Raw genomic sequence first — 19,567 nt, forward strand, 5'->3', positions numbered from 1 at the left:
CACTGTAGTCGGCAAAAGCGGTGTTGGCTAAAGCCTTGAGGCACGAAAGGCAAGTTTCAGCGCTTTCGACGTAGGTACCGTAGTTTTTTTTGTGCGAAGCAGGTGCAGCCGCCGGACTTTTTGTTTCCTTTTTTGACTGTAGAAAAAAGGAAAAGCCCAGCGGCTTGAGCTACGGAATGAGAATGAGAATAAGAATAAGAATAAGAATGAAAAAACGATATAATAAAATAAGTAAGAAAAATGAAATTAAAAAACCACCTCCCCTCTCCTACGTCGAGGTACTCCTCCTTGGTAAGGAGGAGAGTTTATTTGCATAATGCATAGCTATTTAAAACAGAAAATAATCAATAACAGGGAGCTGTATTCATACAGTATTCTTAAATTAATTAAAAAGAGATAACCAATTAGACAATGCAAAAAAGTAAAACAGATACAATGATCGAATATCTTCAGCATGAACTCCTGAAAAGACGTTCTGAGGACGGATTATGGACAGGATTTTTATCATCCAGTGCCATATCTACGGCTGTATCCGTATTTGCTTTATTTATTGAGGACAAGGAAAAACACGCCTCTCTTATTCAAAAAGGTATTCATTGGTTACATAGCCATATGCTCCCTGACGGATCGTGGGGCGACAGTCCGGAAAGTCCGTCGAACATGACAGCTACACTCCTGTCTTATGCAACACTAAGTGCCACCGGAGAAGTACCTGAAAAAACCAGGCAGTACATCTTAAATCATTTCAAGGGTTTAACAGATCAGCATATCATTAAAGGCGTGCTCAGCTATTATGGTAAGGATTTAACCTTTTCTGCCCCAATTTTGGTGATGTGCGCTTTGGCTGGCGTTATTTCTTCATGGAAAGAGATTCCTCAACTCCCCTTCGAGGTTTCAGTATTACCCCAAAAACTATTCAGGTTTTTCAAACTTCCTGTTGTAAGCTATGCTATTCCTGCTTTGATTGCTGTTGGTATTTTAAGGTATAAAAAAGGGAGAAAGAATGCTATCCGACAGTCATTTATTGCCCCATCGTTAAGGATACTTACAAAACTTCAGCCTTCAAACGGTGGTTTTCTTGAGGCCGCACCACTTACCGGTTTCGTAGCGATGTGCATGTGTGGATCAGGTTTCCAGAAACACACAACTACGCAAAAAGCAATTGAATTTCTTACAGATTCTGTTCGTGACGATGGTTCATGGCCTATTGACACCAATCTCTCATCCTGGGTAACAGCACTAAGTGTAAGGGCTTTGGGAAACAGCATAGAGAATCCGGAATATTTGGCAAGTCAAATAAAAAATAACGCCTTTACATACAAACATCATTTTACAGGTGCTCAGGAAGGTGGCTGGGGATGGACCAATTTACCGGGATCAGTTCCGGATGCGGATGATACGGCTGGTGCTTTGGTTGCCTTGCATATTTTAACTAAGGGGAAATTTAATCTTCATATAGAAAAAGGAATTAAATGGTTGCTTAACCTGCAAAACAGTGATGGAGGCATTCCTACCTTTTGTAAAGGATGGGGAAAACTTCCTTTTGACAAAAGTAGTCCGGATATCACGGCGCATACCCTGCTGTCCTTTCATCTCTGGAAAGATGAATTAGATCCTGCCTTAAAAAAGAAATGTATCAGAAGTATGGATCGTATGCTAAACTGGATGAATAAAGAACAGGCTGCGGATGGCTCATGGTATCCCTTATGGTTTGGAGATCAAGATGCAAAAGATGAACGGTCTCCGGTTTATGGAACTGCCATAACTACAGAATACCTGCTGGAAATTGATCACCCACTGTCAAAAGAAATGGCATCCCGGGGAGCTAAATATCTGATAGCAACACAAAATAGTGACGGAGGCTGGGGAGGCGCAAAAGATGTACCCTCAAAAGTTACCTTAACATCAAAAGCTTTAAGCGCTTTAGCAAAACTTAATGATAAAACTGATATTCATGTTATAACCAAGGCCTATGACTATTTGTATTTGAAATATGATAACAATAAACTTTTAAATCCGGAACCCATAGGCCTGTATTTTTCCCGCTTATGGTATTCTGAAGAATTGTATAACATCACTTTTGCATTAAGGGCAATAAAGGATTATAAACTATTGGAAAACAGCAACAAATTAAACACAAAAGAAGCAATACTATTATAACGCAATAAACATCAGACAATAACAACTAAAAATCAGAAAAATGAAACATGGACTAATCTTTTGCTTACTGGTAGTCTCCATCCTGACACATGCACAGGATAATATTCAATGGAGAGGTACAAACCGAACCGGAATTTATAACGAAAAAGGCTTGCTTACATCATGGCCTGCCAACGGCCCTGATTTAGAATGGAAGTATGAAGGATTGGGCGAAGGCCATTCCTCTGTGGCTATTGACAACGATAAAATTTACCTGACAGGATTAAAAGGTGACAAAGGAATTTTATATGTACTTGACCTTAATGGTAAGTTATTAAAACAAAAAGAATATGGTCCGGAATGGTCGGATAGTTATCCCGGCCCAAGAGGAACAGCAACTATTAACGATGGAAAGATATACCTGATTAGTGGTATGGGTGACTTATATTGTTTAAACCAAAACACCCTTGATATTATCTGGAAAAAAAATGTGCTAAAGGAATACAATGCTTCTAATATCCGATGGGGTATTAACGAGGCACCTTTGGTAATTGGTAACAAAGTGATAGCCACCCCTGGCGGCAGCCAAAACAACATGGTAGCACTTGATAAAAATACAGGTAAATTAATTTGGACAAGCGAAGGTGAAGGTGACCAGGCAGCATACTGCTCTCCTCTATATATCAACGATCAGGAAATTCCTCAAATAGTTTCCATTACATCAGGAAACGTTATTGGAATAGATGCCCAAACTGGAAAAAAGCTTTGGTCATTTGAAAAAACTAACCGCTGGTCGGTACATGCCAATACTCCTGTGTACAACAACAACATGATTTTATGTACCAGTGGATATGGCGGAGGTTCTGTTATGTTAAAACTGACAAATGGTGGCAGAGGTGTTGAAAAAGTATGGTCTTCGGAGTTATTGGATAACCGTATGGGTGCCATGGTAAAAGTGGGCAACTATGCCTATGGCTCTGGCGATAAAAACCGTTACTGGTTTTGTGTGGATTGGAATACGGGAGATATCAAATTTCAGCAATCAGGTTTGGCCATGGGAAATATCATAACCAATGGTGAAATGCTATACTGTTATACCGACAGGGGTGAAATGTTACTGGCCAAAGCAACACCTGATAAATTTGATATCGTTAGTCGCTTCAATATTACGCTTGGAACTGCACAACACTGGGCACACCCGGTTATTTACAAAGGCGTTTTATATGTAAGACATGGAGATGCTTTAATGGCTTATAAAGTACAATAGATTGTTAGGCTAAAGTATAAAGAGAAAAGATTTGAGACAAAAGAAAAAAATAATAAGTGGTGTTACACTGCTAACCATACTCATTTATACTGCAGTTATTGTGGGGTGGCATATTATGCCTTCCCGCAACGACTTTTCAATACAGGCTCCGGGTGCAGATAACCGCCCGGAAAACCTGTCCAGATCGGCCAATGATGTAAAAATTGGCGAGTTTTTTATGAAGTATGGCGAACACGATTCTCAATTAACCGGACAATGGACCGGCTTTAGAGGAGGCAATTATAATAACATCGTAAAAACCAATAAAGATCTTCAGGTTTCTGAGCGACCCTTTGCGGAAAAGTGGAGGGTGGAAACTGGCGAAGGTCATGCTGCCCCGGTTATTTACAAGGGTAAGGTTTATTTCCTGGATTATGATGAACAATTGAGTTCCGATGCACTCCGGTGTTTTTCACTCGAATCAGGAAAAGAGCTATGGCGTAGATGGTACCGCGTTCCCATCAAGCGTAATCATGGTTTTTCAAGGACTATTCCGGTTATTCGTGATAATTATATCATTACCATCGGACCAGAAGGACATGTAATGTGTTGCGATCCTCAAACAGGTGATTTAAAATGGACACTCGACATGCAAAAACAATATGAATCCGATGTTCCATTTTGGTATACAGGCCAATGCCCAATGATGGATGAAGATGTTTTGGTTTTGGCTCCTGCCGGAAAAGAGGTTTTAATGACTGGGATAGATTGTTTTACAGGCGAAGTTATTTGGGAAACACCCAATACACCCGGCTTTAAAATGTCGCACTCATCGGTTATGCCTATGACCTTAAACGGACAAAAAACCTATGTATACACCGGTGTTGGTGGTATTTGCGGAGTATCTGCCAATAGCAAATCAAAAGGCCTGCTATTGTGGCACACTAATGAATGGCAACCATCGGTTGTGGCTCCTTCTCCGGTTCAGGTTTCAAACAACCAGTTTTTTATGGTAGCAGGGTACGGAACAGGAGGTGCATTGGTACAGGTAAACAAATCAGGAAATCAATGGAATGCAAAAGTTATAGATCAATACAAACCCAATTCGGGAATATCTTGTGAACAGCAAACCCCTGTTTATTATAAGGATATGCTGATCAGTGTCATGCCCAAAGATGGAGGCAGGCTAAGAGGAAAGTTAGTTTGCTATTCAAAGTCTGATCTGCACACACCATTGTGGAGTTCTGCAGCCGAAGAACGTTTTGGTCTGGGACCTTATATGGTCATTAACAATTATCTGTTTGCTTTTAAAGATGATGGCGAATTGTATGTATATGAGGTTATAAACAAAGGGATGAAACTGATAAAACAACAACGCATCATGGATGGTGTGGATGCATGGGGCCCTATGGCTTATGCTGATGGAATGCTGATTGTAAGAGATGCACACCATGTAGTTTGCTTAAATATATTATGATTTTCTTAATAGATAGGAATAATGGGTAAAACACTAAAGCTAATTATCAACTTATTCATTTTTGTAATGATTGCCGGTTTTATTGCCTATATGGTAACATCGGTCAATGACAATGAAGAAACGCTGACTGAATACAACGCAGAAAATTCATTTAAGAGCAGTTACAAAAAGGCTTTTACTATTGACATTAAGGATACTGTTTCTGCCTTTGAAATGAATGATACCAGCTTATTTATCCTGTCAAAAAGTACCATTAAGATAAACGATAAAAAAGGAAATCATATCAACAGCTTTGCAGTGAAACCCAATGCCAGGGATATTAAAATAAGCCAGAATTTAGTTTTTCTGCTTTATCCTACATTTTTTGATGTGTATTCACTTAGTGGGAATTTAGAATATTCATGGGAAGCTTGTAGTGAACTCTCTGATTACTGTTCTTTTACAATTGCTGATAATTTCGTTTTTGTAACCGATGCTGAAAATAAAAATATATGCAAATACACAAAAGAAGGAAATTTTATGGCGTTCATCCAAAGCCCTCATGGGTTTATTACACCCAGCCATGCCTTTGATATAACAAGTAAAAACGACACAATTTATTGTGTGAATCCGGGAAGACACCTGATAGAATCCTACACGTTAGATGGAGAGTTTTTATCGGCATTTGGAGGATCTGGAATGGAGGCAGGATTTTTTTCAGGCTGCTGTAATCCTGCCTATATAAGCTTAAATGAAAACGGAAACATCTTTACATCAGAGAAAGGAATGCCACGGATATGTTATTATAACTCCAATGGTAAACTCATTGAAGTGGTGCTAAATAGCAGGTTATTGGGTGGAGGCCACCAGGCTTGTGAAATAAAAGCAAACAAAGATACGCTCTATGTAGCTTCTATAAACAAGATTGATATGTATACTAAAGCAGATCGTTAGATAATAGATAATAGACATGAGACTGATTTACAAGGCGCCTAAAAACACTTTTGCGGCTTTGCGTGAAAATTAAAGCATATGAAACCAGATAACAAAAACAAACAAAAAATATCCCGTAAAAAGTTCCTTGAAATGGGAGGATCTTTAATGGCTGCCGGAACGATTTTAGGAACCACGGGTTATCTTATCGGTAACAGAACCAAGAGTTTAAACAACAACAGCAAAGAAAACGCTTTCGCCAAGGAACCGTTATTGAATCAACCCTTTGAATCGCCCTATAAATTAGTCTCTTCATTTAGCACTAAAGGTGAGATAAAAGGGTTTGAGCTATATAAAAACAAAATGTTTGTGGCCGCTTCTAACCATATTCAAATCTATGATTCTTCAGGAAGACTGGAAACCGATTTTGATATTGCCGATAATCTAAGAGATATTGCTGTGGAGAATGATAGCATCTATCTTTTATACCCTAATCGGATTGAAGTATATGGTTTTTCAGGAAAACGGACTAACCAATGGAAAGCCTGTAGCGAAAACTCAGACTACTGTTCTATAGCGGCATCTCCCTATCACCTTTTTGTAACCGATGCCTCCAACAAAAACATATGTCAATACAAGATTGATGGTGGTTTAGAACGCTTTATCGAAAGTCCTAACAGGTTTATTATACCCAGTTACACTTTTGGGATAACTTATGCCAACAATAGCATATACTGTTCAAACCCCGGCCGACATTGCGTAGAACGCTATACGGTAAAAGGACAATATCTTGGCTCATTTGGAGAACCCGGAAATGCTCCCGGAAAATTTTGCGGTTGTTGTAATCCTGTTTATATCGATTACACTTCGGCCGGAGAAATCATTACCTCTGAAAAAGGAAACCCAAGGGTGAGTTGCTATGATAGCGAAGGTAATTTTAGAAATATCCTGTTGGATGTGGATATGATGGGCGGAGGCAATAAAGCCTTCCGGATTAAGGTAAACGAAAATAAAATATTTGTTGCAGGAACTACTATCATATCAACTTTTCAATATGATAAGGTATTGGCTAAAAAATCAGGCTGCTCAGCCTGCAGTATCAATTGCCCTTTAAAAGAAGGAATCAATATATAATTGGATGAAAGGAAAAGGGAACAGGGAGAAGGGAACAAGGAGAAGGGTGATTAATGCAGAATAAACGAATTAGAAATGAGTGACAATATTAAAAATAGCAAAAGCCCGATAGAACGACGTAAGTTCTTTAAGATGGTGGGTTCAGTGATGGCTGGAGGATCTATTCTTGCTGCTTCCGGCTTTTTATTGAACCGAAGCAAAAACCTTCAGGCATCGTATTACTGGCAAATAGATCCTGAAAAATGCACCCAATGCGGAAAATGTGAAACACATTGTGTTTTACCTGTCTCTGCTGTTAAATGTTTTCATGCCAATAAGGTATGTGGATATTGCGACTTATGTGGTGGTTACTACCGTTCTAACGTGAAGGATTTAAACACAGCAGCAGAAAACTTAATGTGCCCAACCGGAGCCATAGAACGCAAATTTGTTGAAGATCCCTATTTTGAATACTCAATTATTGAAGATTTATGCGTGGGCTGTGGAAAGTGCGTTAAAGGGTGTACTTCTTTTGGCAACGGATCTTTATATCTGCAGATAAAAAGGGACTTGTGTACGGATTGCAATGAATGTGCCATAGCTAAAGTATGCCCTTCGCAAGCAATTACACGCGTTCCCATTGAACAAGCATATAAATTAAAAGGATAAAATAAAAAAGGTTAAAGGTAACAAGGTTAAGGGTTAAAAGTGTTATTAAAGCTTAATATCAGCGAAGAGCAAAGGGCATGGAGCAAAGGGTTGAATCCATATAACGATCTCTTATCTCATGTCTTTTATCTTTTGTCTTTATACTTTATACTAATAAAAAAACATGAAACGCATTACATCAATTATATCATCAATATTATTATCTGTTTCAGCCGGAGCTCAAAACAGGTTTCCCAAGCCTGATTTTGAATCTGGCTACCAATACCCAGACATACACTATGCTGTTCCCAACGAACAGCTTTGGATGTATATCGACATTATTTTACTGGTAGCACTCATGAGTTTTGTGGCCTGGTCCATCATAAAAAAGCAAACTCGAAAACCGATTATCTGGGTTTCAGTTATTTCAGTAGCTTATTTTGGATTTTACCGCAGTGGGTGTGTGTGCAGTATTGGGTCTATACAAAATGTGGCTTTGGCAATTGCTGACCATACCTATATTTTACCTATATCGGTATTGCTGTTTTTTATCTTACCCATCATATTTACCTTTTTATTTGGAAGGGTATTTTGTGCTGGCGTATGTCCCTTTGGGGCATTACAGGAACTGGTCAATATTAAAAATTACAGGTTGTCCCGATCGGTTACCGCTATGCTGGGGGTAATACCTTGGATTTACCTGATTTTCGCCGTTCTCTATGCCGTTACCCGCAGCAGCTTTATTATCTGCCGCTTTGATCCGTTTATTGGCATCTTCAGGTTAGGGGGTGATTTTGGGTTAATCCTGTTTGGAGGGTTATTGCTGGTAGCCTCCATATTTACAGGTCGCCCTTTTTGCCGGTTTATTTGTCCCTACGGTGCTTTGCTTAGCTTATTTTCTAAAGTTTCTATCTGGAAAGTACAAATTACCAAACAGGGATGTATCAACTGTGAACTTTGCCACAATGCCTGTCCGGTAGATGCCATACGTTCGCCTTATGAAAACAAGGTAAAAGAACAACGTCTGACTGGCGTTAAAAGGCTGTTACTATACTTTATTGTTCTTCCTTTGTTAATAACTGCCGGTTCTTTAGTTATGCGGTATTACAGTGCTGATTTAAGCAGAGCACACAAAGATGTTCGTTTATACGATATGGCTGTACAGCAGGAAACCTCTCCCCAAGACAGGATAACCCTTGAACTGGAGACATTCTATGCCCAGGGGGGACAGATGGATGTTTTAAAGCAAAAGGTTGACGCCATACAAACGGATTACAAATTATATTCTACCATCGCTGGAGGTTTTATCGGACTTGTTTTTGGTTTATTGCTGATCAATTTATCCCTTAAACGCTCCCGCAAACTATATGAAATAGAACATGCTGATTGTATTGCCTGCGGCAAGTGCTTTAGCTACTGCCCACAAAACACGATTAAATAATAAAACTAAAAGAATCTAAAATGTAAAATAACAAGGATTTGATTTAAGAAGAGAATTCATTCTCAGAATGTCTCTTGTCTTTTGTCTCTTATCTTTTGTCTAATTTTTGAAAATGAAAAAAATAATAGCACGAAACATAGCCATCGTAACTGCGATTTTCATGATAACGCTCTCCATCATGTTAATCACCAATTATTTTCAGGCCAAAGAGGTTTCTCCTCTGCAGACCCAGGTTGTAGAAACCCTAAAGCAATTAAACGATCAAAACGCAGATAATCCAGAGCTGCAAGAACAAATCAGGCAACTGGATTTAATGGCTCGTAAAGCCTATTTCGTAGGCAAGGATCATTTAATGCGCGGTGTTTATTTACTGATAGGAATGCTGGTTGTGTTTCTGGTAAGTGTACGAATCTATTTTACCGGGTATAAAGATATTCCGGATAAGGAAATTGACCTGATTGATGAGTGGGCCATCAAAAGTGAAGCGCGTAAATATGTAAGTATTCTGGCCTCCGGAATAGCCACCGTGGCCATAGCCTTTGTGGTTTTCAGTATGCCTTTTATGCAGACTTCTCAAAATAATAATACAGAAGAAACTGGTCAACAGATTGCACAAAACACCAACCAGGAAACTGCTACCAAAACGGTTACTCCGGAAACAAATACTGAACCTGAACAGGTTTCAGAAGTCACCGGGGAAATAGAAGAAGCTACAGCTGAAGATAAAACTCCTGCACAACCAGAGATGAAAGCTGATGTTGAAAAAACAGAAAGTGAGGACACTCAACCGACAATAAAGGAAGATGCTGAAGAAAAAGTTGAAACTGAGGTTAAAAAGGATGAAAAATCTGCGGAAATAATCTCAACCCACAAAATAACCAGCAATGGTTTTAGGGGGAACCATTCAAATGGCTACTCCGAAGCAACAAACATCCCGGTTAAATGGGATTTGGAAACAGGAACAAACATTGCTTGGAAAACAGCTATTCCATTACCGGGACAAAGTTCACCTGTCATCAGCGGTAACAAGGTATTTATCACAGGAGCCAATGAACAATCAAGGCAATTACTTTGCTACGATTTAATTACTGGAAAGCAACTTTGGTCGCTTGCTGCAGCTAACATTGCGGGATCGCCTTCATCAGTCCCGGAAACTACACCGGATACAGGATTGGCTTCCTCAACCGTTGCAACAAATGGCAATGAGGTTTGTGCCATTTTTGCCACCGGCGATATTATTTGTGCCAATATGCAGGGCAAATTATTATGGTCGAAAAACCTAGGTGTGCCTGATAATCATTATGGTTATGCATCTTCTTTGTTGGCGTATAAAAACCAGGTATTTATTCAGTACGACAACCGGAACATCCATAAGATTATTGCTTTAGACACAAAAACAGGGAATGAGGTATGGAGTAAGGACAGAACGGATAAAATAGCATGGAGTTCTCCTTCAATGGCTACAGTCAATAACGTACCACAGCTGATATTAATGAGCGACCCTTCTATTACAGCTTATAATCCTGAAACCGGGGAACAAATCTGGAGAGTTGAATGCCTGACAGGAGAAGTGGGAGCCAGTGCATGCAGTTACAACAATGTTGTTTTTGGAGCCAGTGAGTATGCCAAAATGGTAGCTATAGATGCCACAAATGGTGCAGTTCTATGGGAGTCGCTGGACTATCTTCCTGAGGCTTCCAGTCCTGTTGCAACCGCCAGCAACGTATATCTCGCCACTTCATATGGTGTGGTGGCTTCATTTGATACCAAAACAGGAGCACTCAAAAAAGAACATGAAACAAATGCAGAGTTTTATTCATCGCCCATGATCGTGGAAGGAAAAATATACCTGTTTGCCAATGATGGTAAAGCACATGTTTTTTCTGCTGATGATGAGTTTAAATTATTGGATTCGTTTGAAACAGGTGAAAAAACCTTCGCTACACCGGCATTTACAGATGGCAGAATGGTTGTTAGAACAGAAAAAAGTATTTACTGTGTAAAGGAAAATTCAAATGAGTAGTTGCCAGTGCGAAAATAACGGAAAGCTGAGTCAGGAGGAATTGATGACTAAAATGGATGCCATTATCGATCGTATTGGCACTTCCAGGGATGTTATCATTCCTTTATTGCAGGAGATACAAAACGAATTCAGCTATTTACCCTCTGAGGCCATAGAACGCATCTATGAAAAAACAGAGATTGACAGGGCTCAGTTAATCAGCGTTTCAACCTTCTATTCCCAGTTTCGACACATTCCGTACGGAAAACACCTGATAAAAGTCTGTACCGGAACAGCTTGTCACGTAAAAGGGGCAAGCAATGTTTACGACTCTTTCAAACGCGAACTGCAAATGGAGGGGGACAGCATCACAACAGAGGATCAACTTTTTTCCATTGAAAAGGTAGCCTGTTTGGGGTGTTGTACCCTGGCGCCTGTAGTGCAGATTGACGATAAAATATATGGCCATGTACTACCCGGAAAAGTGAAGGATGTAATTGACGAGTTTATTGAAGAACAAGATAATCAGACTTCAACAGAATCCCAGCATAAAAAAAATCTGGTCAAAGGTGAAATCCGGTTGGGAATGGGTTCGTGCTGCCAGGCAAGTGGCTCAGCTGATATTTATAAGGAATTAAAGCGTACTTCTGACGAACTGGGTATCGGGGTTAAAATCAAATCGGTGGGCTGTGTTGGGGTTTGCAATAAAGTGCCGCTGATTGATGTGGTACTTGAAAACGGAACTATTAAAAGATATCCTAATGTAAAAGCAGTTGAGATAAAAGAAATTTTACATCATCATTTTAAACCTGCAGGATATCTGAAGCGATTGAAAAACAATATTATCAATCGTGTAGATACTTATCATACCGACACCACTTGGGATAATGTCATTTGGAAACCTGAAAATGAACGTACAGGTTTAATTGATACCTTCCTGGAGTCTCAACATCATATTGCCACAGAAGGCTATGGATTTCTGGCGCCTCTAAACCTTGATGAGTACATCGAGCACGAGGGCTTTAAGGCATTGAAAACAACCCTCTCCTCCTATACACGTGAAAACCTGATACAAGACATTCTGAAAAGCGGTATCAGGGGCCGGGGTGGCGGAGGGTTTGCTTCCGGTAAAAAATGGGAGATTGTGGCAGCGGCTGATGGACAGCAGAAATATGTGATCTGTAACGGAGATGAGGGTGATCCCGGTGCATTTATGGATCGTATGATCCTGGAATCATACCCTTATCGGGTGATTGAAGGGATGATCATTGCCGGGTATGCTGTAGGCGCCACTAAAGGTATCTTTTATATCCGTGCAGAATATCCTTTGGCAGTAAAACGCATCAAAAGGGCACTGGAACTTTGTCGCGAGAAAAACCTTTTGGGAAAACAGATTTTAGGGAGTGATTTCTCTTTTGACATCTCCATATTCGAAGGCGCAGGCGCATTTGTATGTGGTGAAGAAACCGCTTTAATTGCCTCCATCGAAGGCGATAGAGGCTTTCCAAAACAACGCCCCCCCTTCCCCGCTGTAAAAGGTTTAAATGGCTTCCCTACCCTGGTGAATAACGTAGAAACACTAAGTCAGATTTCATTTATAATCAGAAAGGGTGTTGAAAGTTATACTCAGATTGGAACAGAAAACAGCAAAGGAACCAAGGTATTTGCCCTTGCCGGAAAAATTAAAAACGGTGGTTTAATTGAAGTTCCCATGGGAATCTCCCTAAATCAGATTATTGAGAAAATTGGCGGAGGCTTAGAAAACAACGAAAAATTAAAAGCGGTTCAGATTGGAGGTCCATCAGGAGGTTGTATACCGGCTGACTTGTGTGATGTGAAAGTCGACTTTGATGCTTTTAACCAAATGGGTGCCATGATGGGTTCCGGTGGTTTGGTGGTGTTAAGCGAAAAGGACTGTATGGTGGATATGGCCCGTTACTTTTTAGCTTTTACTTCTGAACAAAGCTGTGGAAAGTGCACTTTTTGTCGCGTGGGAACTCAAAGGATGTTGGATATTTTAGATAAACTGTGTAGTGGCCAGGCACAAATGGATGATATTGACAAACTGGAAGAACTGGCCATCAACGTGAAACAATCCTCTTTATGCGGACTTGGAAGAACAGCGCCTAACCCGGTTCTAACCACGCTCAAATATTTTAGAGAAGAGTATGTGGAACATGTAAACGGCATCTGTAAAACAGGAATCTGTAAAGACATGATTGACTTTGTGGTAACCGACGACTGTATCGGGTGTACCAAATGCGCAAAAGCCTGTCCTGTTGATGCCATCCCATACGAGCCATACGAAGTTCATCATATTGATACTGAATTGTGTGTAAAGTGCGGACTATGTATTGATGAATGTAGCTATGATGCGATTATAAAGGTGAAAAAGGGAGAAGGGGACAAGGAAACAAGGTGAAAGGTGAAAGGGTGAAAGGTTAAAGGGAGAAAGGAGAAGGGTGGTTTAAGACAGGATACTTGATACTAAAAAAAAGAAATGCAAATTACAATAGATAATAAAAACATAGAGGTCGCAAACGGAGAAACCATACTGGAGGCGGCTCGCCGAAATGGGATTGATATTCCATCAATGTGTTATGCCAAAGAGGCCGAGCATAAATCATCCTGTATGGTGTGCGCCGTCAAAAATATGCAGAATGGGCAGGTTATTCCATCTTGTACCACCATGCCGGTTGAAGGTATGCAAATTGAATCCAATAGCAAAGAAGTACAGGCTATTCGAACCATGTCCTTTGAACTGTTATTAAGCGATCACCGGGCCGACTGTGAGGCACCTTGTTCCATGGTATGCCCTCATGGTTTAGATGTGGAACAGATGTTGCTGTTTTATGATAACGCAGCATATAAAAAGGCTTGTGAGCTGATTAAAGGAGCTTTTTCTTTGCCTGCCATTAGTTGCGATGATTGTAAAGCGCCCTGCGAAAAAGCATGCAGAAGAGGGAATATTGATCAGGCCGTATCCATCCGGAAAATCATAAAAGAAGTGGTTGAGATGTTTGATGTAACTGAAATAGATGCGGCAGATAACAGAAAAATTGATAAAAAGATGTTTCAGTCCCGTCTAGGGCGTTTTTCTGATCCTGAGAAACAACACTTAAAAGAAACTGTCAACACAAAATCGCGTTGCTTACATTGTGCCTGCGCCGGGAAAACCGACTGCAAATTAAGAGTGTACGCCACCCAGCAAGCCATAAAAAGACCAAAATATAATGTAACCTCCGCATTACCCATTATGGATAAAATCCATGTAAATGGTAATTTATGGTTCGAACAAGCCAAGTGTATTCGTTGTGGTTTATGTGTTTACAACAGCAACAATGGCTTTACATTTAAAGACAGGGGATTTGGTATGCAAGTGTGTATACCGGAAGAAAATTGTAATCATATAGATGAAAAACTGGCTGAGCTTTGTCCTACAGGGGCGCTTTACAGGGTAAACACTCATTAATAAAAAAGAGATGATGAAAATAGAATATATCACCCCGAAGAAGAATGAGTGGGGAGTTGGTTAATTTTTTAATAGTAAAACAAAATCCATGATTAAGAAATTGATATTATACCTGATCACAATTATACTCAGTACAGCCTGTCAATTTGAATCCAGATCTTCTGATGCTGTTGGAGATTTAAATTGGCGACTTTTCAGGGGGAATAGTGGGTTGAGCGGATATACCGATAAATCATTACCAGAAAATCCAGTTCTCCTATGGACGTATAAAGCAGGCATACGAACAGTATCCTCTCCCGTAGTGGAAGAAGGAACTACTTATTGGTGCGATAGAAGGGGTTTAATACATGGTGTTGACATCAATGGCAAACAGGTATTTTCTTATTCGTTAAACACAACAGTGGAGGCAACTCCGTTAATCAAGGATTCCGTATTATACATTGGAAGAATAGATGGTTTTCTGACGGCTATATCCCTGTCGCAAAAGGATACCCTATGGAACTATGAAACACTGGGACAAATTTCGGCGTCGCCCAACGTAGCCACTTTTAAAAACCAGCAAGCCATTGTTACCGGAAGTTACGACAATTACATGTACTGCATTAACCAACAAACCGGTACCCTGATCAATAAGTTTGAATCGGGATATTACCTGAATGGAGCTGCCGCACTTTGGAACAACTATGTATTGTTTGGGGGCTGTGATGCATGGTTGAGAATCATTAATTGCGAAACGGGTGAAGCTACTGATTCCCTGGAGACAGAGGCATACATTCCCTCCTCTCCTGCCATCATGGGAAATTACTGTTATGTTGGCGACTACAGTGGCAATATGTATGAAATATTATTGAACAACGGCAAAATTGAAGGTCACAAAAAGGTAGCCAGTGCCACAAACGACAATGGTTCCTTTATTTCGGTGCCAGCCATCAGTGCTCATGATGTCTATTTTTATCCGGACGACAGGCACCTGCTTTCGGTTAATCGCAGGACTGGAAAAACCAACTGGAAATTTATGATGAAAGGTGATGTGGGCGAAAGTGCTCCGGTAATTTGTAACGATAAAATCATTGCATGCACTAAAACCGGAATCATAACTATTATTGATGAAGAATCCGGAAACCAGATATGGGAATATGATGCAGGTGAACAAATCATTGGCAGCCCTGCTATTATTAAAGATCACTTTATGATATTAACCTCCAAAGGAACCTTATTCTGTTTTGGATCACAAAAGAAATAACTCAATGACAATACTTAACTTATCAAATATTAAAAAACACTTCCAGGACGGTAAAAACCGGGTTAACCAGGTTCTTCGGGGCATTGACTTACAGGTTGACAAAGGGGATTTTGTAGCCGTTAAAGGTGCTTCCGGTTCGGGTAAAACCACCTTATTGTCAATCCTTGGAACGCTGCAACAACCTGACGAAGGCAGTTATTGGCTTGATGGGAATGATGTAACCGGAGCTGATGTTGATAAATTTAAAATCCGGAACGAAAAGATCGGTTTTGTATTTCAGAATCATCGTTTGCTTCCTCAGTATTCTGCCTTGGAAAACATTTTATTACCCATACTGGCCTTTCAGTCAGAAGCAACAAAAGAACAGGTTGATTATGCCCGTGAACTCATGCAAATTACACATATTGATCATGTGGCCAATCAATATCCCCATACGCTTTCAGGGGGCGAATCCAGCCGTGTGGCCGTTTGCAGAGCTTTAATCATGAAGCCTGCCGTATTACTGGCCGACGAACCTACCGGTCAGCTGGATATGGAGAATGCACAGAATGTTATTTCGCTGCTCGCTGAAATAAACCAAACATTAAATACAACCATTATTATGGTCACCCATGCCGATGAAATGGCCCGTGAAGCAAAACGAATCGTGACACTTAAAAACGGAATTTTACAGTGAAAACAAGAGATCTGACACATAAAAATTTAGTTTTCTACCTCCGTTATTTTAAACTGGCAGGCCTTGCTGTACTAATTTCTGTAGCAGTAATTGCAGGCAGCCTGGTAATTGGTGACTCTGTTCGGAGCAGTCTGCTGAACCGGGTTAACGAACGACTTGGAAACATTGAAACCGTTGTTTTTGCACACCAGTCGTTTTTATCCGAGGATTTTTACAAACAACCTGAGTTTGGTTCTTCTGCCAGGGGCATATTGCTGACCAATGGATTTATTTCACACAATGGTTCCTTGCTGCCCGTTATGGTTTGGGGTGTTGATGATATGGATATTGAAAAAGGCATGGCTAAAATTAACCCCGCGCTCAATGATGAATTGAACATACAACCTGGTGATGCCGTGGTTTTACGCCTGCCCGCACAAGGACTGGTTCCTTCTGGTTCCTTATTTGTAACTGAAAACTATACCACAAGTCTGCGCCTGGATTTGTCAGGCATAGCTGATCCTGAACAAGGAGGAAATATAAGTTTGAAAAACGAACAGACCCTTCCCCTGAACATTTTTGTAAACAGAAAGGACCTGGCCGAAGCCATGGAGGTTCAGGGAAAAATAAACCTGGTATTGACCGGTGAGAACATCAAAGACTCCATCATTGAAAACACCTGGGATTACTCTTTTTCAGGTTTAAGCCTTACCCATCAAAGTGATTTTACCAATATCGTTTCCGACAGGGTGTTCCTGCAAAAAGAAGTCATCGAAAACATCGGTAAAAACAATACCAACACCAATCGAATCTTCTCATACCTTGCAAATTCTATTGTTTTTCAAAACTCATCAATTCCTTATTCTTTTGTAAGTGCGGTAGATCAGTACGATAACAAAAAATTAAAAAATGATGAAGTCATACTTTCTGATTACTCGGCCAAACGATTAGGAGCAGGCATTGGCGATTGGCTACATATCAGTTTCTATGTATCTCGCGACTTTAAAACCCTTCAAGCGGATTCTGTGCAACTAAAGGTAAAACAGATTATTCCCCTTGCTGAATTAAGGGCAGATTCTACCTTAAGTGCTAATTTCCCGGGACTATCAGATGTAGAGCGCTGTACAGAGTGGGACAGCGACCTTCCGATAGATATGGATTTAATAACAACTGAGGACGAAGAATACTGGGAATTATACCGCTCTACACCTAAAGCCATTTTACCCTATGAAGCTATTGCCGATAAATGGGGAAATGAATATGGATATGCTACGTCTGTGAGGATTTATGATGCTGATCCTAATGTTCAATCGCTCAGACATGATATGTTTGGCATACAAATTTTCCATCCTCGCGAATCGGCGGTTTACGCAGCCAGGAATGGAGTTGATTTTGCCGGCCTGTTTATGGCTTTGGGATTCTTTATCATCCTTTCAGCCTTGCTTTTGATGGTTATTCCCATCTCTGAAATGATGGTTCAGAGAAAAGGTGAAATTGATTTGTTGAAATCGATGGGCTATACGCCTGAAAAAATCAGAAAGATCATCTGGATGGAATCCACACCGATGGTTTTGTTATCATCATTTACAGGCGTTATTGCCGGCATCCTTTACACCATTGTAATTATGTGGCTACTAGGGAGCTACTGGAAAGGAGCTACACATACCGAAGGTTTTTCTGTTTACCCACACTGGATTACTCTTGTGGCAGGTTTTATAACCGGAATTCTTCTTTCCCTCGCCATATTAAGAAGGGTCATTTCCCGGAATATCCATCAGGAAACCAAAAAAATCAGATCTCATCACATCCTCCTGAATCGTAAAAAAGCCGTGGTAATCATTCTGGCAGTTATCACAATAATCATTGCCATTTACAACTTGTTTATCACTACTTCAGTTGCTTTATTTTCGATTGTTGGCTTGTTATTGATGATCACTTTTGCTTTACTGGGCGATTACCTGATTTGTTCCAAAGGAAAACCTTCAAGTACCGATTTTACAGACCACAACATGATTTTCAGAACGCTTTATGCCCATCGAAAACAGGCTATCTTATCCTATTTTTCGTTGGCCTTTGGAGTATTCATTGTCTTTTCGGTTGGGTTAAACCGTCCGGATTTCTCTAATGCCTCACATCTCAAAAATGCGACCGGGGGTTATTCTCTTTGGTGCGAGAGTAGTATTCCTGTATACCACAATATCAACACTCCTTTAGGCAGGGAAAAACTGAATCTCCGGGATTTGCCGGAAAGTACTTCTATTTTACAGTGTTTAAAATACAGTGCCGACGAAGCCAGTTGCCTGAACCTCAATAAAGTTAGTTCTCCATCGGTTCTGGGAATTGACTTGAAAGAATTGTTAAGCAGTTCGATGAAGGTTCAGAAAAGCATCTTCCCTGACCAGAAAGGAGAGGAATTAATCCAGTTATTAAAATCATCAAATGAAAAGGTTATCCCTGCATTAGTGGATGCTACGGTACTTCAATGGAGCTTGGGAAAATCATTGGGCGACACCATCTATTACACCGGATCCAATGGACAGGAATATGCTATTCAACTGGCAGGAACACTCCCGAATACCATTTTCCAGGGCTATATCTTAATCGATCAATCGCAGTTTTCGAAAATATGGGAAACCACCAGGGGTAGTGAACTGTTCTTAATGCAGGTAGAAGAAAATCAGCTACCCAATGTAAAAACAATGATTTCACAGGCCATGCATGAATATGGAATAAGGGTTACAAGTACCAACGACAGGCTTAAACAATTTAATACGGTAACAGATACCTACTTAACTATATTTTTAACCCTGGGAGGCATTGGTTTATTGCTGGGTATTTTTGGTTTTATCATTGTCATTCGCAAAAACCTGAGCATCCGTCAAAATGAAATTGAGCTGTACCGTACTTTGGGCTTTTTCAACCTTAAAATAAAAGATATTTTATACCGCGAAAACCGGATTGTACCCTTATATGCAATAGTTACAGGACTATTCAGTGCCTTAATAGGGATTGGAACCAACTTTAAAAATGTGCATAGCAATGTTTGGATAACCGCTTTGTTATTTGCCGTTTTATTTATTGTGCTAACCATCCTATTTGTAAAAAGAGTTGTGAAAAATGAAGTGGAGAAAATGTGAAGTGTGCTTTATTACAGGACACCACGCGTGAGGACACGCGCGGCAGCTATAGAAAGAGGGAGAAGGAAAAAAGGATAAAGAC

13 protein-coding genes are annotated in these 19,567 nt (G+C 40.2%); all 13 read left to right on the top strand.

Annotated elements, in window-relative coordinates:
- Positions 1 to 411 precede the first annotated feature (411 nt).
- The 13 genes from OM074_RS07710 to OM074_RS07770 all read left to right on the top strand — a co-directional run bounded on the left by OM074_RS07710 (position 412) and on the right by OM074_RS07770 (position 19,485).
- Complete coding sequence (locus OM074_RS07710; RefSeq protein WP_301198882.1) at positions 412 to 2,160, top strand: prenyltransferase/squalene oxidase repeat-containing protein; 1,749 nt, start codon at positions 412 to 414, stop codon at positions 2,158 to 2,160.
- Between the two features lie 40 nt (positions 2,161 to 2,200).
- A complete protein-coding gene (locus OM074_RS07715) occupies positions 2,201 to 3,406 on the top strand; it encodes an outer membrane protein assembly factor BamB family protein (RefSeq protein WP_301198883.1) in 1,206 nt (401 codons plus the stop codon).
- Between the two features lie 31 nt (positions 3,407 to 3,437).
- On the top strand, positions 3,438 to 4,862 hold the full coding sequence (locus OM074_RS07720; protein WP_301198884.1) for an outer membrane protein assembly factor BamB family protein: 1,425 nt from the start codon (positions 3,438 to 3,440) through the stop codon (positions 4,860 to 4,862).
- A gap of 21 nt (positions 4,863 to 4,883) precedes the next feature.
- Entirely contained in the window at positions 4,884 to 5,795 is a 912-nt protein-coding gene (locus OM074_RS07725; RefSeq protein ID WP_301198885.1) for an NHL repeat-containing protein, read from the top strand.
- Between the two features lie 78 nt (positions 5,796 to 5,873).
- Positions 5,874 to 6,908 (top strand): NHL repeat-containing protein, encoded by a 1,035-nt coding sequence (locus tag OM074_RS07730; RefSeq protein ID WP_301198886.1) that lies wholly within the window; start codon positions 5,874 to 5,876, stop codon positions 6,906 to 6,908.
- A gap of 75 nt (positions 6,909 to 6,983) precedes the next feature.
- Entirely contained in the window at positions 6,984 to 7,556 is a 573-nt protein-coding gene (locus OM074_RS07735) for a 4Fe-4S binding protein (protein WP_301198887.1), read from the top strand.
- Positions 7,557 to 7,719: 163 nt separating this feature from the next.
- Entirely contained in the window at positions 7,720 to 8,976 is a 1,257-nt protein-coding gene (locus OM074_RS07740; RefSeq protein WP_301198888.1) for a 4Fe-4S binding protein, read from the top strand.
- A gap of 112 nt (positions 8,977 to 9,088) precedes the next feature.
- On the top strand, positions 9,089 to 10,999 hold the full coding sequence (locus tag OM074_RS07745) for an outer membrane protein assembly factor BamB family protein (protein ID WP_301198889.1): 1,911 nt from the start codon (positions 9,089 to 9,091) through the stop codon (positions 10,997 to 10,999).
- The gene (locus tag OM074_RS07750; RefSeq protein ID WP_301198890.1) at positions 10,992 to 13,400 is read left to right on the top strand and encodes an NAD(P)H-dependent oxidoreductase subunit E; all 2,409 of its coding nucleotides are present in this window, start codon (positions 10,992 to 10,994) and stop codon (positions 13,398 to 13,400) included. Before OM074_RS07745 ends, OM074_RS07750 begins: the two co-directional genes overlap by 8 nt.
- Positions 13,401 to 13,478: 78 nt before the next feature.
- On the top strand, positions 13,479 to 14,450 hold the full coding sequence (locus OM074_RS07755) for a 2Fe-2S iron-sulfur cluster-binding protein (protein WP_301198891.1): 972 nt from the start codon (positions 13,479 to 13,481) through the stop codon (positions 14,448 to 14,450).
- 88 nt (positions 14,451 to 14,538) lie between these two features.
- Complete coding sequence (locus OM074_RS07760; RefSeq protein WP_301198892.1) at positions 14,539 to 15,693, top strand: outer membrane protein assembly factor BamB family protein; 1,155 nt, start codon at positions 14,539 to 14,541, stop codon at positions 15,691 to 15,693.
- 4 nt (positions 15,694 to 15,697) lie between these two features.
- Positions 15,698 to 16,369, top strand: a complete 672-nt coding sequence (locus OM074_RS07765) for an ABC transporter ATP-binding protein (protein ID WP_301198893.1) — start codon at positions 15,698 to 15,700, stop codon at positions 16,367 to 16,369.
- Entirely contained in the window at positions 16,366 to 19,485 is a 3,120-nt protein-coding gene (locus OM074_RS07770; protein ID WP_301198894.1) for an ABC transporter permease, read from the top strand. Before OM074_RS07765 ends, OM074_RS07770 begins: the two co-directional genes overlap by 4 nt.
- Positions 19,486 to 19,567: the final 82 nt, after the last annotated feature.

This window comes from Plebeiibacterium marinum (assembly GCF_026013615.1).
In the GTDB taxonomy this organism is placed as follows: Bacteria; Bacteroidota; Bacteroidia; order Bacteroidales; family Marinilabiliaceae; genus Saccharicrinis; species Saccharicrinis marinus_A.

What these genes read in the sequence shown, in the direction of transcription:
- OM074_RS07710 (WP_301198882.1), top strand. Translation starts at nt 412, where the DNA reads ATGCAAAAAAGTAAAACAGATACAATGATCGAATATCTTCAGCATGAA.
- OM074_RS07715 (WP_301198883.1), top strand. Translation starts at nt 2,201, where the DNA reads ATGAAACATGGACTAATCTTTTGCTTACTGGTAGTCTCCATCCTGACA.
- OM074_RS07725 (WP_301198885.1), top strand. Translation starts at nt 4,884, where the DNA reads ATGGGTAAAACACTAAAGCTAATTATCAACTTATTCATTTTTGTAATG.
- OM074_RS07730 (WP_301198886.1), top strand. Translation starts at nt 5,874, where the DNA reads ATGAAACCAGATAACAAAAACAAACAAAAAATATCCCGTAAAAAGTTC.
- OM074_RS07735 (WP_301198887.1), top strand. Translation starts at nt 6,984, where the DNA reads ATGAGTGACAATATTAAAAATAGCAAAAGCCCGATAGAACGACGTAAG.
- OM074_RS07740 (WP_301198888.1), top strand. Translation starts at nt 7,720, where the DNA reads ATGAAACGCATTACATCAATTATATCATCAATATTATTATCTGTTTCA.
- OM074_RS07745 (WP_301198889.1), top strand. Translation starts at nt 9,089, where the DNA reads ATGAAAAAAATAATAGCACGAAACATAGCCATCGTAACTGCGATTTTC.
- OM074_RS07750 (WP_301198890.1), top strand. Translation starts at nt 10,992, where the DNA reads ATGAGTAGTTGCCAGTGCGAAAATAACGGAAAGCTGAGTCAGGAGGAA.
- OM074_RS07755 (WP_301198891.1), top strand. Translation starts at nt 13,479, where the DNA reads ATGCAAATTACAATAGATAATAAAAACATAGAGGTCGCAAACGGAGAA.
- OM074_RS07760 (WP_301198892.1), top strand. Translation starts at nt 14,539, where the DNA reads ATGATTAAGAAATTGATATTATACCTGATCACAATTATACTCAGTACA.
- OM074_RS07765 (WP_301198893.1), top strand. Translation starts at nt 15,698, where the DNA reads ATGACAATACTTAACTTATCAAATATTAAAAAACACTTCCAGGACGGT.